Annotated in this window: 11 protein-coding genes and 1 pseudogene; 5 read left to right on the top strand and 7 right to left on the bottom strand. The window is 58.8% G+C overall.

The genetic code is table 11. The annotated features are described in order from the left end of the window. From SB764_RS33790 to SB764_RS33770, 5 genes are all read right to left on the bottom strand, one after another. A partial coding sequence (locus tag SB764_RS33790) for an Hpt domain-containing protein (RefSeq protein WP_410866066.1) occupies positions 1 to 1122 on the bottom strand: 1122 nt, incomplete at its 3' end. A gap of 161 nt (positions 1123 to 1283) precedes the next feature. Next, complete coding sequence (locus tag SB764_RS33785) at positions 1284 to 3020, bottom strand: methyl-accepting chemotaxis protein (protein ID WP_410866065.1); 1737 nt, start codon at positions 3018 to 3020, stop codon at positions 1284 to 1286. 984 nt (positions 3021 to 4004) lie between these two features. Further along, on the bottom strand, positions 4005 to 4814 hold the full coding sequence (locus SB764_RS33780) for a response regulator (protein ID WP_410866064.1): 810 nt from the start codon (positions 4812 to 4814) through the stop codon (positions 4005 to 4007). A gap of 228 nt (positions 4815 to 5042) precedes the next feature. After that, positions 5043 to 6740 carry a methyl-accepting chemotaxis protein gene (locus tag SB764_RS33775; protein ID WP_410866063.1) on the bottom strand — a complete coding sequence of 566 codons (1698 nt, stop codon included), beginning with the start codon at positions 6738 to 6740 and terminating at the stop codon, positions 5043 to 5045. A 249-nt stretch (positions 6741 to 6989) separates the two neighbouring features. Beyond that, positions 6990 to 8009, bottom strand: coding sequence for an EAL and HDOD domain-containing protein (locus tag SB764_RS33770; RefSeq protein ID WP_410866062.1), 1020 nt, complete (start codon positions 8007 to 8009; stop codon positions 6990 to 6992). A 567-nt stretch (positions 8010 to 8576) separates the two neighbouring features. Here SB764_RS33770 and SB764_RS33765 point away from each other — a divergent pair. After that, complete coding sequence (locus SB764_RS33765; RefSeq protein ID WP_410866061.1) at positions 8577 to 9707, top strand: GAF domain-containing protein; 1131 nt, start codon at positions 8577 to 8579, stop codon at positions 9705 to 9707. Between the two features lie 73 nt (positions 9708 to 9780). Here the strand turns inward: SB764_RS33765 and SB764_RS33760 are convergent. Further along, a pseudogene (locus SB764_RS33760) lies at positions 9781 to 9903 on the bottom strand (IS3 family transposase); the annotation flags it as partial. A gap of 530 nt (positions 9904 to 10433) precedes the next feature. Continuing rightward, a complete protein-coding gene (locus SB764_RS33755) occupies positions 10434 to 10721 on the bottom strand; it encodes a hypothetical protein (RefSeq protein WP_410866073.1) in 288 nt (95 codons plus the stop codon). Positions 10722 to 11086: 365 nt separating this feature from the next. Here SB764_RS33755 and SB764_RS33750 point away from each other — a divergent pair, with 365 nt between their 5' ends. From SB764_RS33750 to tnpB, 4 genes are all read left to right on the top strand, one after another. Then, positions 11087 to 11371 carry a hypothetical protein gene (locus SB764_RS33750; RefSeq protein WP_410866060.1) on the top strand — a complete coding sequence of 95 codons (285 nt, stop codon included), beginning with the start codon at positions 11087 to 11089 and terminating at the stop codon, positions 11369 to 11371. Positions 11372 to 11505: 134 nt separating this feature from the next. Next, entirely contained in the window at positions 11506 to 12576 is a 1071-nt protein-coding gene (locus SB764_RS33745) for a trypsin-like peptidase domain-containing protein (RefSeq protein ID WP_410866059.1), read from the top strand. A 936-nt stretch (positions 12577 to 13512) separates the two neighbouring features. Continuing rightward, positions 13513 to 13929 carry an IS66-like element accessory protein TnpA gene (gene tnpA / locus SB764_RS33740; RefSeq protein ID WP_410866058.1) on the top strand — a complete coding sequence of 139 codons (417 nt, stop codon included), beginning with the start codon at positions 13513 to 13515 and terminating at the stop codon, positions 13927 to 13929. After that, positions 13926 to 14270: an IS66 family insertion sequence element accessory protein TnpB gene (gene tnpB / locus SB764_RS33735; protein ID WP_410866057.1), complete on the top strand. Its 345-nt coding sequence runs from the start codon at positions 13926 to 13928 to the stop codon at positions 14268 to 14270. The genes tnpA and tnpB overlap by 4 nt, the downstream gene beginning before the upstream one ends. Positions 14271 to 14330 lie beyond the last annotated feature (60 nt).

Genomic DNA, 14330 nt, shown 5'->3' with positions numbered 1-14330 from the left:
CAGCGCCGGATCGAAGGCGCTGCTGGTTTCCGCCAGCATCGCCTGGGTGATCACGAGCTCGCCCACGAGGTTGATCAGCTGGTCGACCTTCTCCACGCCCACGCGGATCGAGCTGCCTTCCGCGCCGCCCACCGTTGCTGCCGGACGTGCCGCCTTGCGGTCCTGCTCTGCCGGTGCGGCTGCGCTTGCCGGCGCTGACGCCGGTGCGCTCGCGACCGTTGATGCGGGGGCAGAACTGCCGCCCGCCGGTGCCGGCAATGTTGCGCGATCCGCCTGAGTTGGCTGTACTGCTTGCTCTGGAGGCGAGCCGGCGACACCGGCCGTTTCAGGTTCACCTTGCTGCGTGTCGTCGGCCGACGCGGTGCCGCAGCCGATCATGATCTGACTTTTGTCGATCACGAAACAGCAAACGGAGATGATGTCGTTGGAGGTCACATCGGTCGCGAGCCATAGCGTCAGATCGCCGCCGCTCTTGAGCTGCCCGACGATGTCGCCAAGGTTGCCGAGCTCTTCGGCCAGCAGCTCCTGGTCCTGCTCACCAACGTCGCGTAGCGTAATTTTCAGATGGAGGCCGGTTTCTTCGCCGGCAACCGTGGCTTTCCCGGTCTGTGCCTGTTGGCTGTCAATCCATTCAGCCGCTTCCAGCGCCGCCTGTTCGACGACGTGCTCCGGCGGAGTACCACCCTGTGCCGCTTCTGCTGCGTGTGTTGCAGCCGGTGCCGTGCCGTCGCGGCTTTCCGTGCTCAGGCGTTCGAGCTTCGCGCAAATCGCCTTCGCCGTGGCCGCGTCCGGTTCGGCGCTCGCGCGGTAGTCGGCGAGCTGGCCGGACAACACGTCCTTGGTATCGAGGAACGTGTCGATCATGTCCTTGCGCAGCACGAGTTCGTTATTGCGAGCACGGTCGAGAAGCGATTCGAGTATGTGGGTCGTTTCCGTCAGCGCAGTAAAACCGAACGTCGCCGCTCCACCCTTGATCGAATGCGCCGCACGGAAAATTGCCGCGAGGTCTTCGGAGTTCGGATGAGCGATATCCAGATTGAGCAGCAACTGCTCCACCTGCGCGAGCAGTTCGTCCGCTTCGTCGAAGAATGTCAGGTAGAACTGAGTGATGTCGAGTGTCATGTCCGGGTCACCACGAAGGTTTCTTTCCGCGCTGGGCTACAGAACCCACGCACCGGGAGCGTGGCCAAACGCTTCCTGAGCTGCTGCTGTCTGGTGGAATAGAAGCCCCTCCTGTTCGACCAGTTCCAATCGGAAGCTGCGTGCCGCCCTCCTTCGAGGACTCAAAACGTCTCCCAATCGGCACTTTTCGCAAGACTCATCGCGGATGACTTCCCAACGGCTGGCACAAGCCGGGCGTCTGTCCGCTTGCCCAGGCTCAACGGGCCACACGGTTCAGCAGTTCTGCGTGGGGCGAAATTTCTTCCCTCGATAACCTGCTCGTCAGCAGGGGTATCCAACCGAAAGAACCCAACTGCCTTATTCAGTTGGCGCCCCTGATCTTCGAGCGATTTTGACGCCGCGGCAGCTTCTTCGACCAGGGCAGCATTCTGTTGTGTCACTTCATCCATCTGAGTGATGGCCTGGTTGACCTGCTCAATTCCGCGACTCTGTTCATTAGAGGCTGTTGCGATCTCTGACATGATGTCTGTAACGCGCGCCACCGCATTTGTTACTTCCGACATCGTTTTCCCCGCTTCGTATGCCAGCGAAGAACCATCCCGAATCTTTCGTACAGAAGTACCAATCAGATCCTTGATTTCCTTGGCCGCGCTTGAGGAACGCTGAGCGAGACTACGTACCTCGCTGGCAACGACCGCAAACCCACGCCCCTGCTCCCCAGCGCGTGCAGCTTCAACCGCCGCATTGAGCGCGAGAATGTTTGTCTGGAATGCAATCCCTTCAATGATCCCGGTAATCTCGGCAATTTTGTTCGAATTTCCACTGATGTCGTCCATGGTTTCAACCACCCGACCCACTGCGAAGCTCCCGCGTCGAGCTACCTCCGATGCGTTAGTTGCCAGCGAACTCGCCTGCTGTGCGTTTTCTGAATTCTGTCTGACCGCAGACGTCAGTTCCTCCATACTCGAGGCTGTCTCCTGGAGAGAGGCCGCCTGCTGTTCCGTGCGGGACGAAAGGTCAACGTTGCCAGATGCAATCTGACTGGATCCAGTGGCAATGCTATCGGCCGCGGTACGGACTTCACCTATAAGCTTGACGAGGCTTGCCTGCATACTGCCCATTGACGACAGCACACTCCCAGCCGGGGCGCCAACTGCACCAGAAACCACACCAAGGTCTCCCGCCGCTATGCGCCGCGTAACTTCGCCGAGATCTCCTGGTTCGGCGCCGAGGGCTCGTGTGAGGCCACTTACAATTAGAATGCCTGCACCTGCAGCCGCGCCAATAGCGGCGATGCAGATTGAAACAAGAAGGATTCTCTGTCTGGAATAGTTTTCCTCCGCTTCGAGAACCAGAGCAGTTGACCGGGCGTGGGTGTAGTCGGCGTAGGCATCAGCGGCTTTTACAAGCTCAGCCAGAAGCGGTCGGCATTCGTTATTGATCTTTGAAATAGCGTCGTCTCTCCTGCCAGTAACAGCAAGCTCCACAATGCTTTTCGCGACAGGGCTGTACGCAGCCTCAATCCGGTTGATCTCGCTAACAAGGCTACCCGCCTTGTCGCTGACATCCACGCCATTGGCGATCAACTCGTTCAACTTTTTCAGACTTTCCTGAACATCCTTCTGTGCCTGTGCCTCGGCGGCCTTCTCGACTTCAAGATCTGCAGGCTTCGTGACGAGTGCCATGTTGCGCGCGGCGATCGCGCGTCGGTCCACTGCGGTCCGGACATTCCGTACCATATCGGCACGCGCACTGACTCCCGTTATATATGCCGAGAAGTGATCGTTTGCGTCAGCTAGCGACCTGAGCGCGATACCTGAGACGACCATTACTATCGCACTGAGGACACCAAAGGATAATGAGAGCTTTCCTTTGACGGATATGTTTCTGTAGTTCATTTTTCGCCGATTCCTTTTTGCAGCCACCGTTTCATTTGCAATTATCGCCGCTCGCTCAAACTTCCAGAATCGACGGCTACGGCGCCACCTCAACAAGCAGATCCCTCGTTGTATTCATCTTTACGGCGCCGCTCCCAGTTGCTGAAGTCACCCGTCATCACTTTCAGGAAGAGCAAACGCTTCATTAAATTTCTTCTCTGATTTACCGGCTCGCCGCAGACTGAACGACGGGTGCAGTTCACATGTCAGGGAACGCAGCGGCTGTGCACAAGTGTCTGTGGAATGAGCCAGAGTCAGTGCCCGCGTAAGGGTATGCGTGAGCAGACGCTGCGCCTACCGGCGCTTTCCGCCGCAGCCCGCTTTACCTTGCTACTGTGGTAATGTGAAGCACATAGATTGCTGCGATTACTGCCAGTTGGCGCTTCAATTCTTTGGAGTCCGAGGACTGGCGCAGAGCCTTACCGCCCTCTTGCAATGTTTTGACCGAAAATTGTGCTTTCAGAGAGATCGTTGAAGATGCTTGCGCCATAGGGCCCTGAAGGCCTCGCTGGCACGCGACCCATGGCTCTATGTCCGCTTGCTAGATATCTCTGTCCGCGTGAAAAACGATTGGACAAAAGGTAACCGGTGAGTCTGACCCGCGAGAAATAGCTCCCGCCGCGCGCAGTTAGATGTTTTCCCAGATTGCATTGGTGGCGGTGCGCGCCGACATACCCGCCGAACGTTGGCCGGGAATAATCCATTCTCCCAAGGATTTCGCGAGCGCCGCCCTTGAGTCGCCCTTATGCTGCCCGAACCATAGCGAACAATTTCCAATCGCGGCAGAACGTCTCATTTCGCGCCGGCAAAAGCCGGCTGATCGGGACAACATGGCAATGTCCGCTGACACTCGATCGGTATCTGTAATGTTGCTCTACATTTCGGTGATCCAGGTGACAGTTGAAATCGAATACTGTCGATTTTTGCAACTCTACACACGCACTATTATGCTCCGCTCTGTTTCAGGTTACCGCACGTCAGTGCCTGTATGGTGTCGCGCAACAGAGACGGTTTAACCGGCTTTTCGAAGTACGCCGCGAACTCTACTCCGCTGGCATTCAGTCTGAAGTGATCGGTCGGATACGCCGTCACAAAGATGACAGGGATCACCGCATAGTCAGGGTTGGTTCTCATCGCGCGACAAACATCGAAGCCGTCCAACGTGCCACCGAGCACAATATCGAGCACAACGAGGTCAGGGGCCGCGTCACGCAGCAGGCCGAAGGCCGCCTCGGCCTCGCCAACGGCTTCGATGCGGCAACCTTCACGCCTGAGCGCGGCCGTCAATATGCTGCGGGAAACGTCATCGTCGTCCAGAACCAGGATAGTTTTTCCTGCCAGCGGCTGTGTGCTATCGCGTTTGATACGGGTAACTCCAGCGGAGCGAGGAGCAGCCGAGCACGCGACCAGCGCCACTTCCTCATCGCGGACGAGTCCGAGGTCTGCAAGCGTCACAACGCTGCTGCCATGTTCTCGACAACATTGCGTGCCTGGCGCATTCAATGACGCGACCACCGACTCAGATCCGAGATATAGCTCGAGGGAACTATCCGTGCCCAACTTGAGCTCACAGGCCCGCACAAGCGCAGCAAACTCCTTCACGAAGTCGACGGGTCGTCGGGCCGCGAACTCCACTCTGTGCAAGGTGCCGCCGTGGCACGCCGTAACAACACCAGCCCATGAAGCCAACCCCGCCGCAGAACACGCAATGTTGACCCGTTCGATAGTGTCAACTGAAACTCCTCGGATGTTCATCGGAACCTCGACAATTTTTACCTCAGTTTTCCGAGTGCATTGACGCGGGAGTACTGTGGAATTCGGCGATCCGGCCCGCGGTCCAGCAAGCGTTGTTATGACACGCCGCAGAAATCGCATAATTGTGCATATTTCGTCTCATCCGCCGGTGTGATCTGTCTGCCATACAGTCGGGCGATGCCTTCCGCATCGACCTGGCCCACATAGCGGGGTCCGTCGCGCCGAGATCTAGAATGCCTGCCAAACCCCGGCACTTTTATCCGAGTTTCCTTCGACTGAGGCCTTCCGCGACACGCTACCCCTCCGCTTCGGAATCGGGCGCCGCTGCGTGACGGGGGTAGACTCAGGAAGACTTGCAGCGCCCTGGAGAGAGTCGGGCAGACGAAAGACGGAGACCAGCTCGCGCAGGGTGTTCGACTGCGACGCCAGCGACTGTGCAGCCGCAGACGCCTCCTCAACGAGTGCCGCATTCTGCTGCGTGACCTCATCCATCTGCATGACCGCCTGATTGACCTGTTCGATGCCGGTATGCTGCTCAACCGACGCGGCCGTGATTTCTCCCATCAGGTCTGTAACACGCTTCACCGAGCTGACCACTTCCTGCATGGTCGCCCCCGCGTTGTCGACCAGGGAGGTGCCTGCCTCGACTTTCGCCACGGACTGGCTGATCAGTTCCTTGATTTCCTTTGCGGCCGAAGCACTGCGCTGCGCAAGTCCGCGCACCTCGCTCGCCACCACCGCAAAGCCCCGCCCCTCCTCGCCAGCACGCGCGGCTTCCACTGCGGCGTTTAACGCGAGAATGTTGGTCTGGAATGCAATGCCCTCGATGACAGCGATGATATCGGCGACCTTGGCCGAGCTTGCTGATATGTCGTGCATGGTCTGCACCACCTGCGCGACCACCTGACCGCCCCGCGCCGCCACCTCCGATGCGTTGCTGGCAAGGGTATTGCCCTGCCGGGCATTATCCGTGTTCTGTTTGACCGTAGCGGTAAGCTGTTCCATGCTCGCTGCGGTCTCCTCCAGCGAGGCGGCCTGCTCCTCCGTCCGTTGACTCAGGTCTGTATTGCCAGCCGCAATCTGCGCGGACGCTGTGGCGATGCTTTCACTGCTGGAGCGGACGCGGCCCACAACGTCGTGCAGGCGCGCATTCATATTGCGTAACGCAAGCAGCAACTGGCTCGTTTCGTCAGAACCGGACACTTCGATGTGCGAGGTGAGGTCACCTCGTGCAACTGTCTCAGCGATGCTGACCGCCCGCCCAAGCGGAGTGACTATGGACCGCGTAATGAGCCAGGCCACGGCGACACACAGGAGCACAGCGGCGCCGCAAAGGATTGCGGTGAGCAGGATGGTTGTGCGGTAATTAACTGCAGCTTCTGCGCTGGCAGTCGCGGCCCCAGTGCGGTTCAGCTCCACATCTCGCTCGATCAGCTGCAGCGCCCCGGTAAAGAGCCTCGCAGACTCCCCGGTGGCGAGCTGTCTCGCGGCTGCAAACCCGGGATCGCCCGACTCGGACAACTCGAGCAGGTTCCTGTCAGCCGCAAGAAATGCTGCCCACGCCTTCCTGATATCGTCGAATATCTGCTGCTCTTCGGCCGATGAGACCAGCTTCCCATACTCTGCCATCGTGGCGTTGAAGGATGCGAGTGCTTCGTCGTGCTGCGTGCGCTGAGCCTGTTTGCCTTGAGCGTTGCTCTCCAGTATTGACCGCAAGCTCGCGCGGCGCACACCATTAGCGAGCGCCCTGATCTCACCAAGCGTCTGAACGCTGGGTAACCAGTTTCCGGCGATTTCTCGGGTTCCTCCATAGATCTTCGATACCTGGAGGACGGCAAGTCCACCCGTGACTAGCAAAAGTACCAGTGCGACGCCGAATCCGACGCGAAGCCGGGTACCAATTCGTAGGTTTCCTAAGTATTTCATTTTTATCTCCTTGTTCAGATGCCTGTTTAACGGTGCAGACTATGCAATCTGAACATCATTCAGGGCAGATACTGATTTAAATCAGTTGTGAGGGCTGACGTATCGAGCGGCGAAGATATGATCAATCAATCTCCCGGCAACCCTCTGCTGCAGTCGCATTACATAATGGCAATGGCAACAGATCCCTGCGTGCGGCAGTTCCGGCGAGCCTTGACGGATCTGCTGTTCGATTGATAGGCACTGGTCGCCTCAGTGGATCGTTCGCCCACGCGTCGAGGCTTGCGCGAGCGGCCGGGACGATGGCCCGGCTTCGAACGTTTCTGCGGCGCTGAGCAATTCCCCCAGCGACCCGCAGCGACTCGCGAGAGCGCCCCTGACGGACTGGTCGAGCGGCAGCTCCTGTGCAAACTCGTACTGTTCCTTGCCATAGATCACGTGAAGCAGGGACAGCATGCCGGTCAGATAAGCGGTTTGAGCATAGGCTGATTCTCGCGGGCGCTCAAACAGCGCAAGGCGCAGCATCACGGATGCACGCTGTATCGCGAGTGCAACGAGCGGGTCGCTGCACGCGACTGCCGGGTCCGTGTGGTTGTAGAGCAGCAGGCTGCACCATTGAAACAGCTGGTTAGTGCCGATTGCCGCGAGCGCGTGATGCAAAGAGCACACCGTCGTGCGCTTGGGGTTAGCTGTGCCTGAACAGTTGGCCAGGCGCAGCAGTTGGGCGACAAGCACGGGCATCCCCGAAAGTGCCTGGATGATCCGGTTATCACAGGCATCATCGACCAGCAGTTTCAGCAGGCCAAACACCTGAGCAATGTCAGGCACCAGCCGTCGCGCCTCGATTATTTCCGGCCTGCTGAAGTAAAACCCCTGGATCATGTCGCATCCCGCATCGAGCGCCATCTGCAACTGCTGGCGATCATCGATTTTCTCGCCCACGACAATCTTTCCTGCGCGTTTCAGATCGCGCACCATCGGGCCTGCCGCGTGGGCACCTATCGAAGGCCATTCGAGCTTGATGATGTCTACCGCCGGCAAGAAAGCCTCGATTTGCGGAGTAATTTCCACCACGTCATCCAGGGCAATCCTGAATCCGGCACTGCGCAACGTCTGGCAACGCTTCCTCAGCTCGTCGTCCAGTTCGCAGGTTTCCAGGACTTCGAGCACAAAGCGGCGGCTGGCAAGGACCTGATGCACGCCGGAATGCAGGAAAGGGGCCGTACAGTTGAGGTACCCGTCGAGGCCAGCGAGGACCGTGTCAAGGCCCATGGCCCCTAGCGTGCGCTCTACGACCTTGGCCGTACAACCAAACCCGTCAGTGATCTCTGCGACCGGACTATTCCCATTTCTGAACAGCAGCTCGTATCCCACTGTTCGCCCGGCTCTATTAACAATAGGCTGACGCGCCACGGATGTCATGGCAGCCTCAGCTGATCTTTCCTGCTCACCACGGGCCATCATTGCCTCCCTCTTTAATGTCTTGTTGCCCAACTTCAGCCGACGCCGGCCTTGTAATAGTTATCGGCTTGCCGTTCAGTTACTTAAGCTATGATTTGCCGATTTTTCCACATTAAGTAGATACTGAAATTTTACCTGCACCCCGTTATGCGCAGACCGATCATCGCCAAACTACGCGCAGCAGTGCTAGTATCAACCCTATTGGCGAAAAAAAACCGGCCAAAAGCCGGTTCAGAAAGCCTTCACGCCCGGGGTGGCGAGAAGATCAAGGTTAATACGGGCTTTATTCTGACCAATTTTGCCGATTTTTCAAGATATTTCTGTAATACTGTCGTAAACACCTGGACGCCGTAGCGCCATCCATAGAACAGGAGCTGTATGGAAGATCCGATTATGACCACGCGTGAAGCCGCGAAGCTGCTCGGCGTGTCCATCCGTACCGCGCAAACGTGGATTGAAGAAAATGGGCTGGACTCCTGGAAGACACCGGGAGGTCACCGGCGCGTGCGACGAAGTGCGGTAACGGACCTCAAGGCGCGGCTCGCAGCGAAAGAAATACCCAAGCCCATGCTGGTTCTCGTGCACGCACCGCCGCACAAGCTTCACACGTACACCGAGCCCTTGAGCCTACTACCTGAGTGCACAGTGCGCGCGAGCTCCGATCCGTTCGCGACCTTGCTGACTGCCGGACACCTGCTACCCGCCCTGATAGTCCTGGAAGTCGAGCCGTGCAACGGAAACTGGCTTCGTCTTGTGGAAAGCGTGCTGCAGCATCCCGCGCTTGGGCATGCCCACGTGGTCATCACCGGAGGCGCGACATCTTCAGAGTTTGCCAATCTTGGGGGGGCTGCAAGACGGCTGCATCTGCTGGCAGCGGGGGCGTCTTCCACCGCTCTGCAATCGATGGTCGTCCAGCGCCTCTGCCACATGAAAGCAGCAGCCCGTCTTGCCGCTGAAACGGGCACGGTGGATACCGCCGGCAATGAGTCACAACGTCTGGCGGCAGTGGCCGCGTCTGGCGTCGTGGATTCGCCTGCAGAAGAGGCTTTCGATGAGATCACCCGGCTCGCGGCTGCCATTTTCGAGGCGCCCATTGCGCTGTTGACATTACTCACCCCGGACAGGCAATGGTTCAAATCACATTGGGGCCTTGAACGGAGCGAGACACCACGATCATGGGCCTTTTGCAATTTCACCATCCTGCAGGACGACGTCTTCGTTGTTGAAGACGCTCGCCTCGACTTGCGCTTCGCCTCCAACCCTCTGGTAACGGGCGAGCCTGGCATACGGTTTTACGCCGGCGCAAACATTCGCGATAGTCAAGGCTACGCGCTCGGCTCGCTTTGCGTCATCGACCGTGCGCCGCGCAGACTTGTGCCTTCTGCGCGGGACGCCCTGACCACGCTTGCTCGCCTTGCATCCGATCGTATCAGTCTGCGCGTCACGGAGCGTCAGCTCAGATGGGCGACTGCGAGAACCGCAGATCGCGTTGCCGGACCGGATCGCTGATCATGTGGCGGTTTCCGCTCCCTTTGTCGTCTTACTGCTGTTGGAGATCGTTAATCTTGCTAATCGTGTCCGTTTGACTGCTAACAGTGTCCAGTAATTCTGCTAGTTCAGCCAGCGTGCGTTCGCCCCTGACGGCCACCAGAGCCACGTTTGCCTTGAGCACCGCTGAGTGCGTGCGTCGGGTTCTCTTCGTCATTTCCTCGGTTCCTTTGCCTGCATTATCGCTGGCTCAGGCCACGGTCGATCCACTTATCCCGCTGTCCGAATTTGCGCAGCCACCTCTCCAGTGCGTAGGCCCGCATCTGCGGGCGCTCAATGAGCAAAATGGACTCCGAGCCGGAAAAGGCGTTCCACGCGTCGTCCTCGATTGAGGTCGGCACACCCGCGCTCTCGCGAACGCCCGCAGAAGAAGGCTTGCCTCGCGGCGCACGACATGGCGGTCAGCGTTCAAAACGTACGGCAGACAGCCAGGACGTAAAACCAGGTAGTACGGAATTTCGGTGCGGTCACTTTGCATGGAGGTGATACCAGTCTGGAGGGGTGCGTACGGTCAGGTTCCCGGTTCGCCACGGGCTTGCGCCGCGTTTGCACGAACGAAGGAAATGCGCCTGAGGATGCACGGCGCCAGTGGCCGCACTGTAGAGGCAGCTACGGTCAAGGCAGCATCCAGGAAGGTGCAATTCGGCGCCGGGGAAAATCGGCTGATGTCACACGCCAGCGGTCCTTTCACATATCGACGACCGAAGAACCGCTCACTTTTCCGTCGATGATGTCCTTTCCATGCTGCCGAGCCGCACGCCTCGCCATACCGAGGTCGGATAACGCATGCGCCTGGTTCGGCCTGAAAACACGGCTTGCGGCAGAGGTCGCTATGGCGCCCGGGCGACATATCCGTACCGCAATGTCATACCCTTCGTCGTAACGGGAATGTCCGTCAAAGCGACTGAATGTGCGAGCGAAAACGAGGGGATGAAGTTCGTACCCCCTGTAGAGAAGAAGCGGTCGTGTCGGCATGTTGGTCACTCCAGGGGGGAGCCCCACTATACCTTGATAAGGGAACCGCAGGGCGGCACAGATACGGTTACCAGAATTGAATTGACCGACGGTGCCGGCGCGCGTATGGTGGTTCAAGAAGTCTGCAAAACAGATCACTGCCTGCATGGTCGTCAGTCCTGTATCGGATGACATGGGACGGCTATGAGCATCATTCCTCTTCCACTGCATGTGGCCCCCTTCGATAATGCTCACCGACAACTGTGTTGTCGGGTTGCTTCGCCTCGCTGGTACGGCTCGTCAGGCGCTTTGGATATCGCCTTCGGCCAGACCCGCACAACTATCAAAAAACCGGCTGCGTGCTGTGGCCAAAAGGGAGTTATCTGATGACAACCATTCGCCGTTATCGAGGTCTCGATATTTCCCTGCTTGTGTATCCCCACCGGGCGACCCAGGCAGGATTTGGCCACAATTACGAGGACGGATTCGATGCGTCGATCCGTATCAGCGAACCCAATTCCGGGATTGACAACTCTCGCAGCCGCCTCTTCCGTGTGCCGGGCAAGTATCCTTTCGCAAATACCGGCGATGCGAGGCGCGCGTGCGTGGCCTATGCCGAAATGTTGATTGACGGTCATGGGTTTGATCGCACGATCGGTGCGCCCGCCTGAGTGGTCCGGCCTGGCAGGCCATGCGCCGGAGCGTGCTCGCGGACATCCGAACAGGACTTCCTTGCGCAATTCGGCCCCAGTCGTGATTCGCGACGCCACCACGGCTTGAGATTACGATGACGTCAGGAGTGACCATGGATTCCCGCTTCACCGGGATGGAAGACAGCGCTGGAAAGAGCGACGATGCGCTCGAATTCCATCGTAGTTCTAACGGTGATAGATGGCTTCTGTGCCGCCGCGAGCGCAAGGCTGCCATCGTGCGCCATGTGTCGAACGCGGCTTCGGGAGGTACCGTATCGGAGTTGGCGGTTCGCGCGTTTCTGTCGTCGGAGAGCTACGGCCCCGAGCACGAAGCGCTGCTCGAACTCGTCGCCGGGTCGACTCTGCCCGGGAAGGGGCCTGCTCAACCAGACAGCGGGCCTGTTGCCTTGGCGCCGGACCCTGGCGATCGTCCGGAATCGCACACGCAGGTCGGCGCGGATGCTCTGCTGCTCGCCGTGACGCGTGTATGTACGTTTGCGCAGGAACGTCGATTGACCAATGCCAGTGGCTTCTTTTTCCAGCAGGGAACACGTCTCTTTCTCGTGACCAGTCGGCACGTCATGATCGACGTGTCCGGTGAACATTTCCCCGACCGGCTCGAGATCGAGTTTCATGTCGACGCGCAGAACCTGGCCGCCGCGACGTGGATGTCCGTTCCGTTGTACACCGCGGGACATCCTCTCTGGCGTCAGGGAACGGACGACGGCGGCGAGATCGACGTAGCGGTAATCGAACTCGACGGGGGCGCGTTGCCTGCCGGCGCAAAGTTCCAGGCCTTCGGTCCCGGTCATCTGCCGCGCCCAGGTGATGCAATGCCGATTGGGGCATCGCTGCTGATCGTCGGCTTCCCGCTCGGGTTCCACGATTCGCTGCACCACCTGCCTGTCGTTCGGCAAGGTGTTCTGGCTTCTGCGTTCGGCCTGCGCTTTCAGGGCAAGGGCTGCTTCGTCACCGATGCAAGAACTCACCGCGGCACCAGTGGCGCACCGGTCGTCCTGAGAGCGCCATCGGAAGGCAGAACGCCTGACGAACTGCCGTGGCTGCTTTTAGGCGTTCATTCTTCGAGCATTGACGTGGGCGGCCGGGATGAGCAGATGGACGAAACGCTCGGCCTGAACAGCGCATGGTATGCAGATATTTTGATGGTGTTGACGGCTCACTAGCACGCCATCTTGCCCGTCTGCCGCCGTAAGGCCTGCCGCCCGTTCACTCTTTCCAGCCGGCGCAACGGCCGCATCGAATTCCGCGCCTTATTCATCGTTGCGGCGATTGACACTACAGATTCCTTTGCCCACTTCGAACCCGGAGCAGGCTGCCCCACTGAAACGCCAGAGGCTATATGTCCCCACTCCTGGAATTCCTTGCAACGCTGCCGCAATTTCATGCCGACCGCCTGGCTTGCAGAGTTATCCATATTGGTACGGGATGTGTACTTTCCATCGTCGATGACAACCTGTCGCAACCTGCCTCGATGTTGAGCGCCAGTTGGCCTGGGCAACCGGAGAACCAATCCCACAGACTCGAAGGCCTGGATGCAATAAATTTCTACATGCGGGAAGCAAGAGCGTACGGGGCAGAATCTGCGTCGATAAATCGTGCTGTTGCCACCCTTGATCACGCAATGGGCGGATCGACCGCGTTTTCTGCGGCAGTCAAGTCACGTGATAGTTTTATGGGTGTCCCGCGCAACAAATAGATGGAGATTCGCTTCTCATGTCGCAACGGTGACAGGTTCATCGCGGTCTACATCGATCGGCTCTCAATTCGATGACCTTTGTGACCATACGGGCGCTCACCGGGAGGCCGACGCTGCGACTGGTTGAGAAGGGATTGTCTGCTGCAGCCCGCCGCTTGCAAGCGGTGCCGACTCGCGGGTGGTAGAAGCCGGGGCCTCCGCTCACAAAAGCAAACTTGTGTCCATTTTTGCTGGATCGCAAAAATTCGCGCTCAGGGCCGTCGGTTAGCGGCTGGAACGATTTTCCTTTGCAAGCAATGTTGTATTCATCGACGCACGTCGTTGCAAGTAATGTTGTGTCGCACTGCACGTAAGCGGCTCGCGATGGCCGTCGTAGACGGCCGCGAGGATCGGCATCAAAGTTATGTCCATCATTTTCGAAGTGGTGGACACCATTTTGTCAGAGCCAACACAGAGGCCCGGCAGCCGTAAAGGCCGCCCGAACCATAGTCCCGAATTCCGCCGTCGCCTGGCGATGGCAGCTTGCGAACCAGGGGTGTCAATCGCCAGGCTGGCCCGTGAGAACGGCTTGAACGCGAACCTCCTGTTCACGTGGCGGCGCCGGTATCTGGCGGAACAGCAAGCCGAGGCGGTGCAACTCGTTCCGGTGGCGGTCGTGAACGAGGTGCCATCGGTCAATGAACCTCCTGCGCTGCCAGAGTCTGAGGTCGTGAGGCTGGCAGGTTCAATCGAGGTTCGGATTGGCCGTGCAGTAGTCAAGGTCGACGGCATTGTCGACGCTGAGATGCTTCGAACGGTGTTGGGGAGCCTGCGCTCGTGATTTCTCTGCCAACCGGTACGCGTATCTGGCTTGTTGCGGGCATCACGGACATGCGCTGCGGCTTCCAGGGCCTGGCTGCCAAGGTACACACGGCGCTTGAGGAGAATCCGCTGGGCGGTAACGTCTTCATCTTCCGTGGGCGCCGCGGCGATCTCGTGAAGGTGCTTTGGGCTACTGAGGACGGGCTCTGGCTTCTCGCAAAACGGTTGGAGCGAGGGCGTTTCATCTGGCCACTGGCCGATGGCGGCAAGATCCATCTGACTAGCGCACAGTTGTCGATGTTGCTTGAGGGCATCGACTGGCGACAGCCACGACGCACCGCCGCGCTCTCGATGTTGTAAACCGCGAGGAAGGCTCGTAAACTGCGACGCATGTCCGATCAAGCGCCGCTTTCCGAAACC

The sequence above is a fragment of the Paraburkholderia sp. SIMBA_027 genome, from assembly GCF_046535315.1.
Lineage (GTDB): Bacteria > Pseudomonadota > Gammaproteobacteria > Burkholderiales > Burkholderiaceae > Paraburkholderia > Paraburkholderia tropica.
Note: the sequence above shows the minus strand (reverse complement) of the source record. Positions and strands in the feature narration are given on the sequence as shown.

Excerpts from the sequence above, each read along its gene's own strand:
- SB764_RS33785 (WP_410866065.1), bottom strand. The coding sequence starts at position 3,020 with ATGAACTACAGAAACATATCCGTCAAAGGAAAGCTCTCATTATCCTTT.
- SB764_RS33780 (WP_410866064.1), bottom strand. The coding sequence starts at position 4,814 with ATGAACATCCGAGGAGTTTCAGTTGACACTATCGAACGGGTCAACATT.
- SB764_RS33775 (WP_410866063.1), bottom strand. The coding sequence starts at position 6,740 with ATGAAATACTTAGGAAACCTACGAATTGGTACCCGGCTTCGCGTCGGA.
- SB764_RS33770 (WP_410866062.1), bottom strand. The coding sequence starts at position 8,009 with ATGGGCCTTGACACGGTCCTCGCTGGCCTCGACGGGTACCTCAACTGT.
- SB764_RS33765 (WP_410866061.1), top strand. The coding sequence starts at position 8,577 with ATGGAAGATCCGATTATGACCACGCGTGAAGCCGCGAAGCTGCTCGGC.
- SB764_RS33755 (WP_410866073.1), bottom strand. The coding sequence starts at position 10,721 with ATGCCGACACGACCGCTTCTTCTCTACAGGGGGTACGAACTTCATCCC.
- SB764_RS33750 (WP_410866060.1), top strand. The coding sequence starts at position 11,087 with ATGACAACCATTCGCCGTTATCGAGGTCTCGATATTTCCCTGCTTGTG.
- SB764_RS33745 (WP_410866059.1), top strand. The coding sequence starts at position 11,506 with ATGGATTCCCGCTTCACCGGGATGGAAGACAGCGCTGGAAAGAGCGAC.
- tnpA (WP_410866058.1), top strand. The coding sequence starts at position 13,513 with ATGTCCATCATTTTCGAAGTGGTGGACACCATTTTGTCAGAGCCAACA.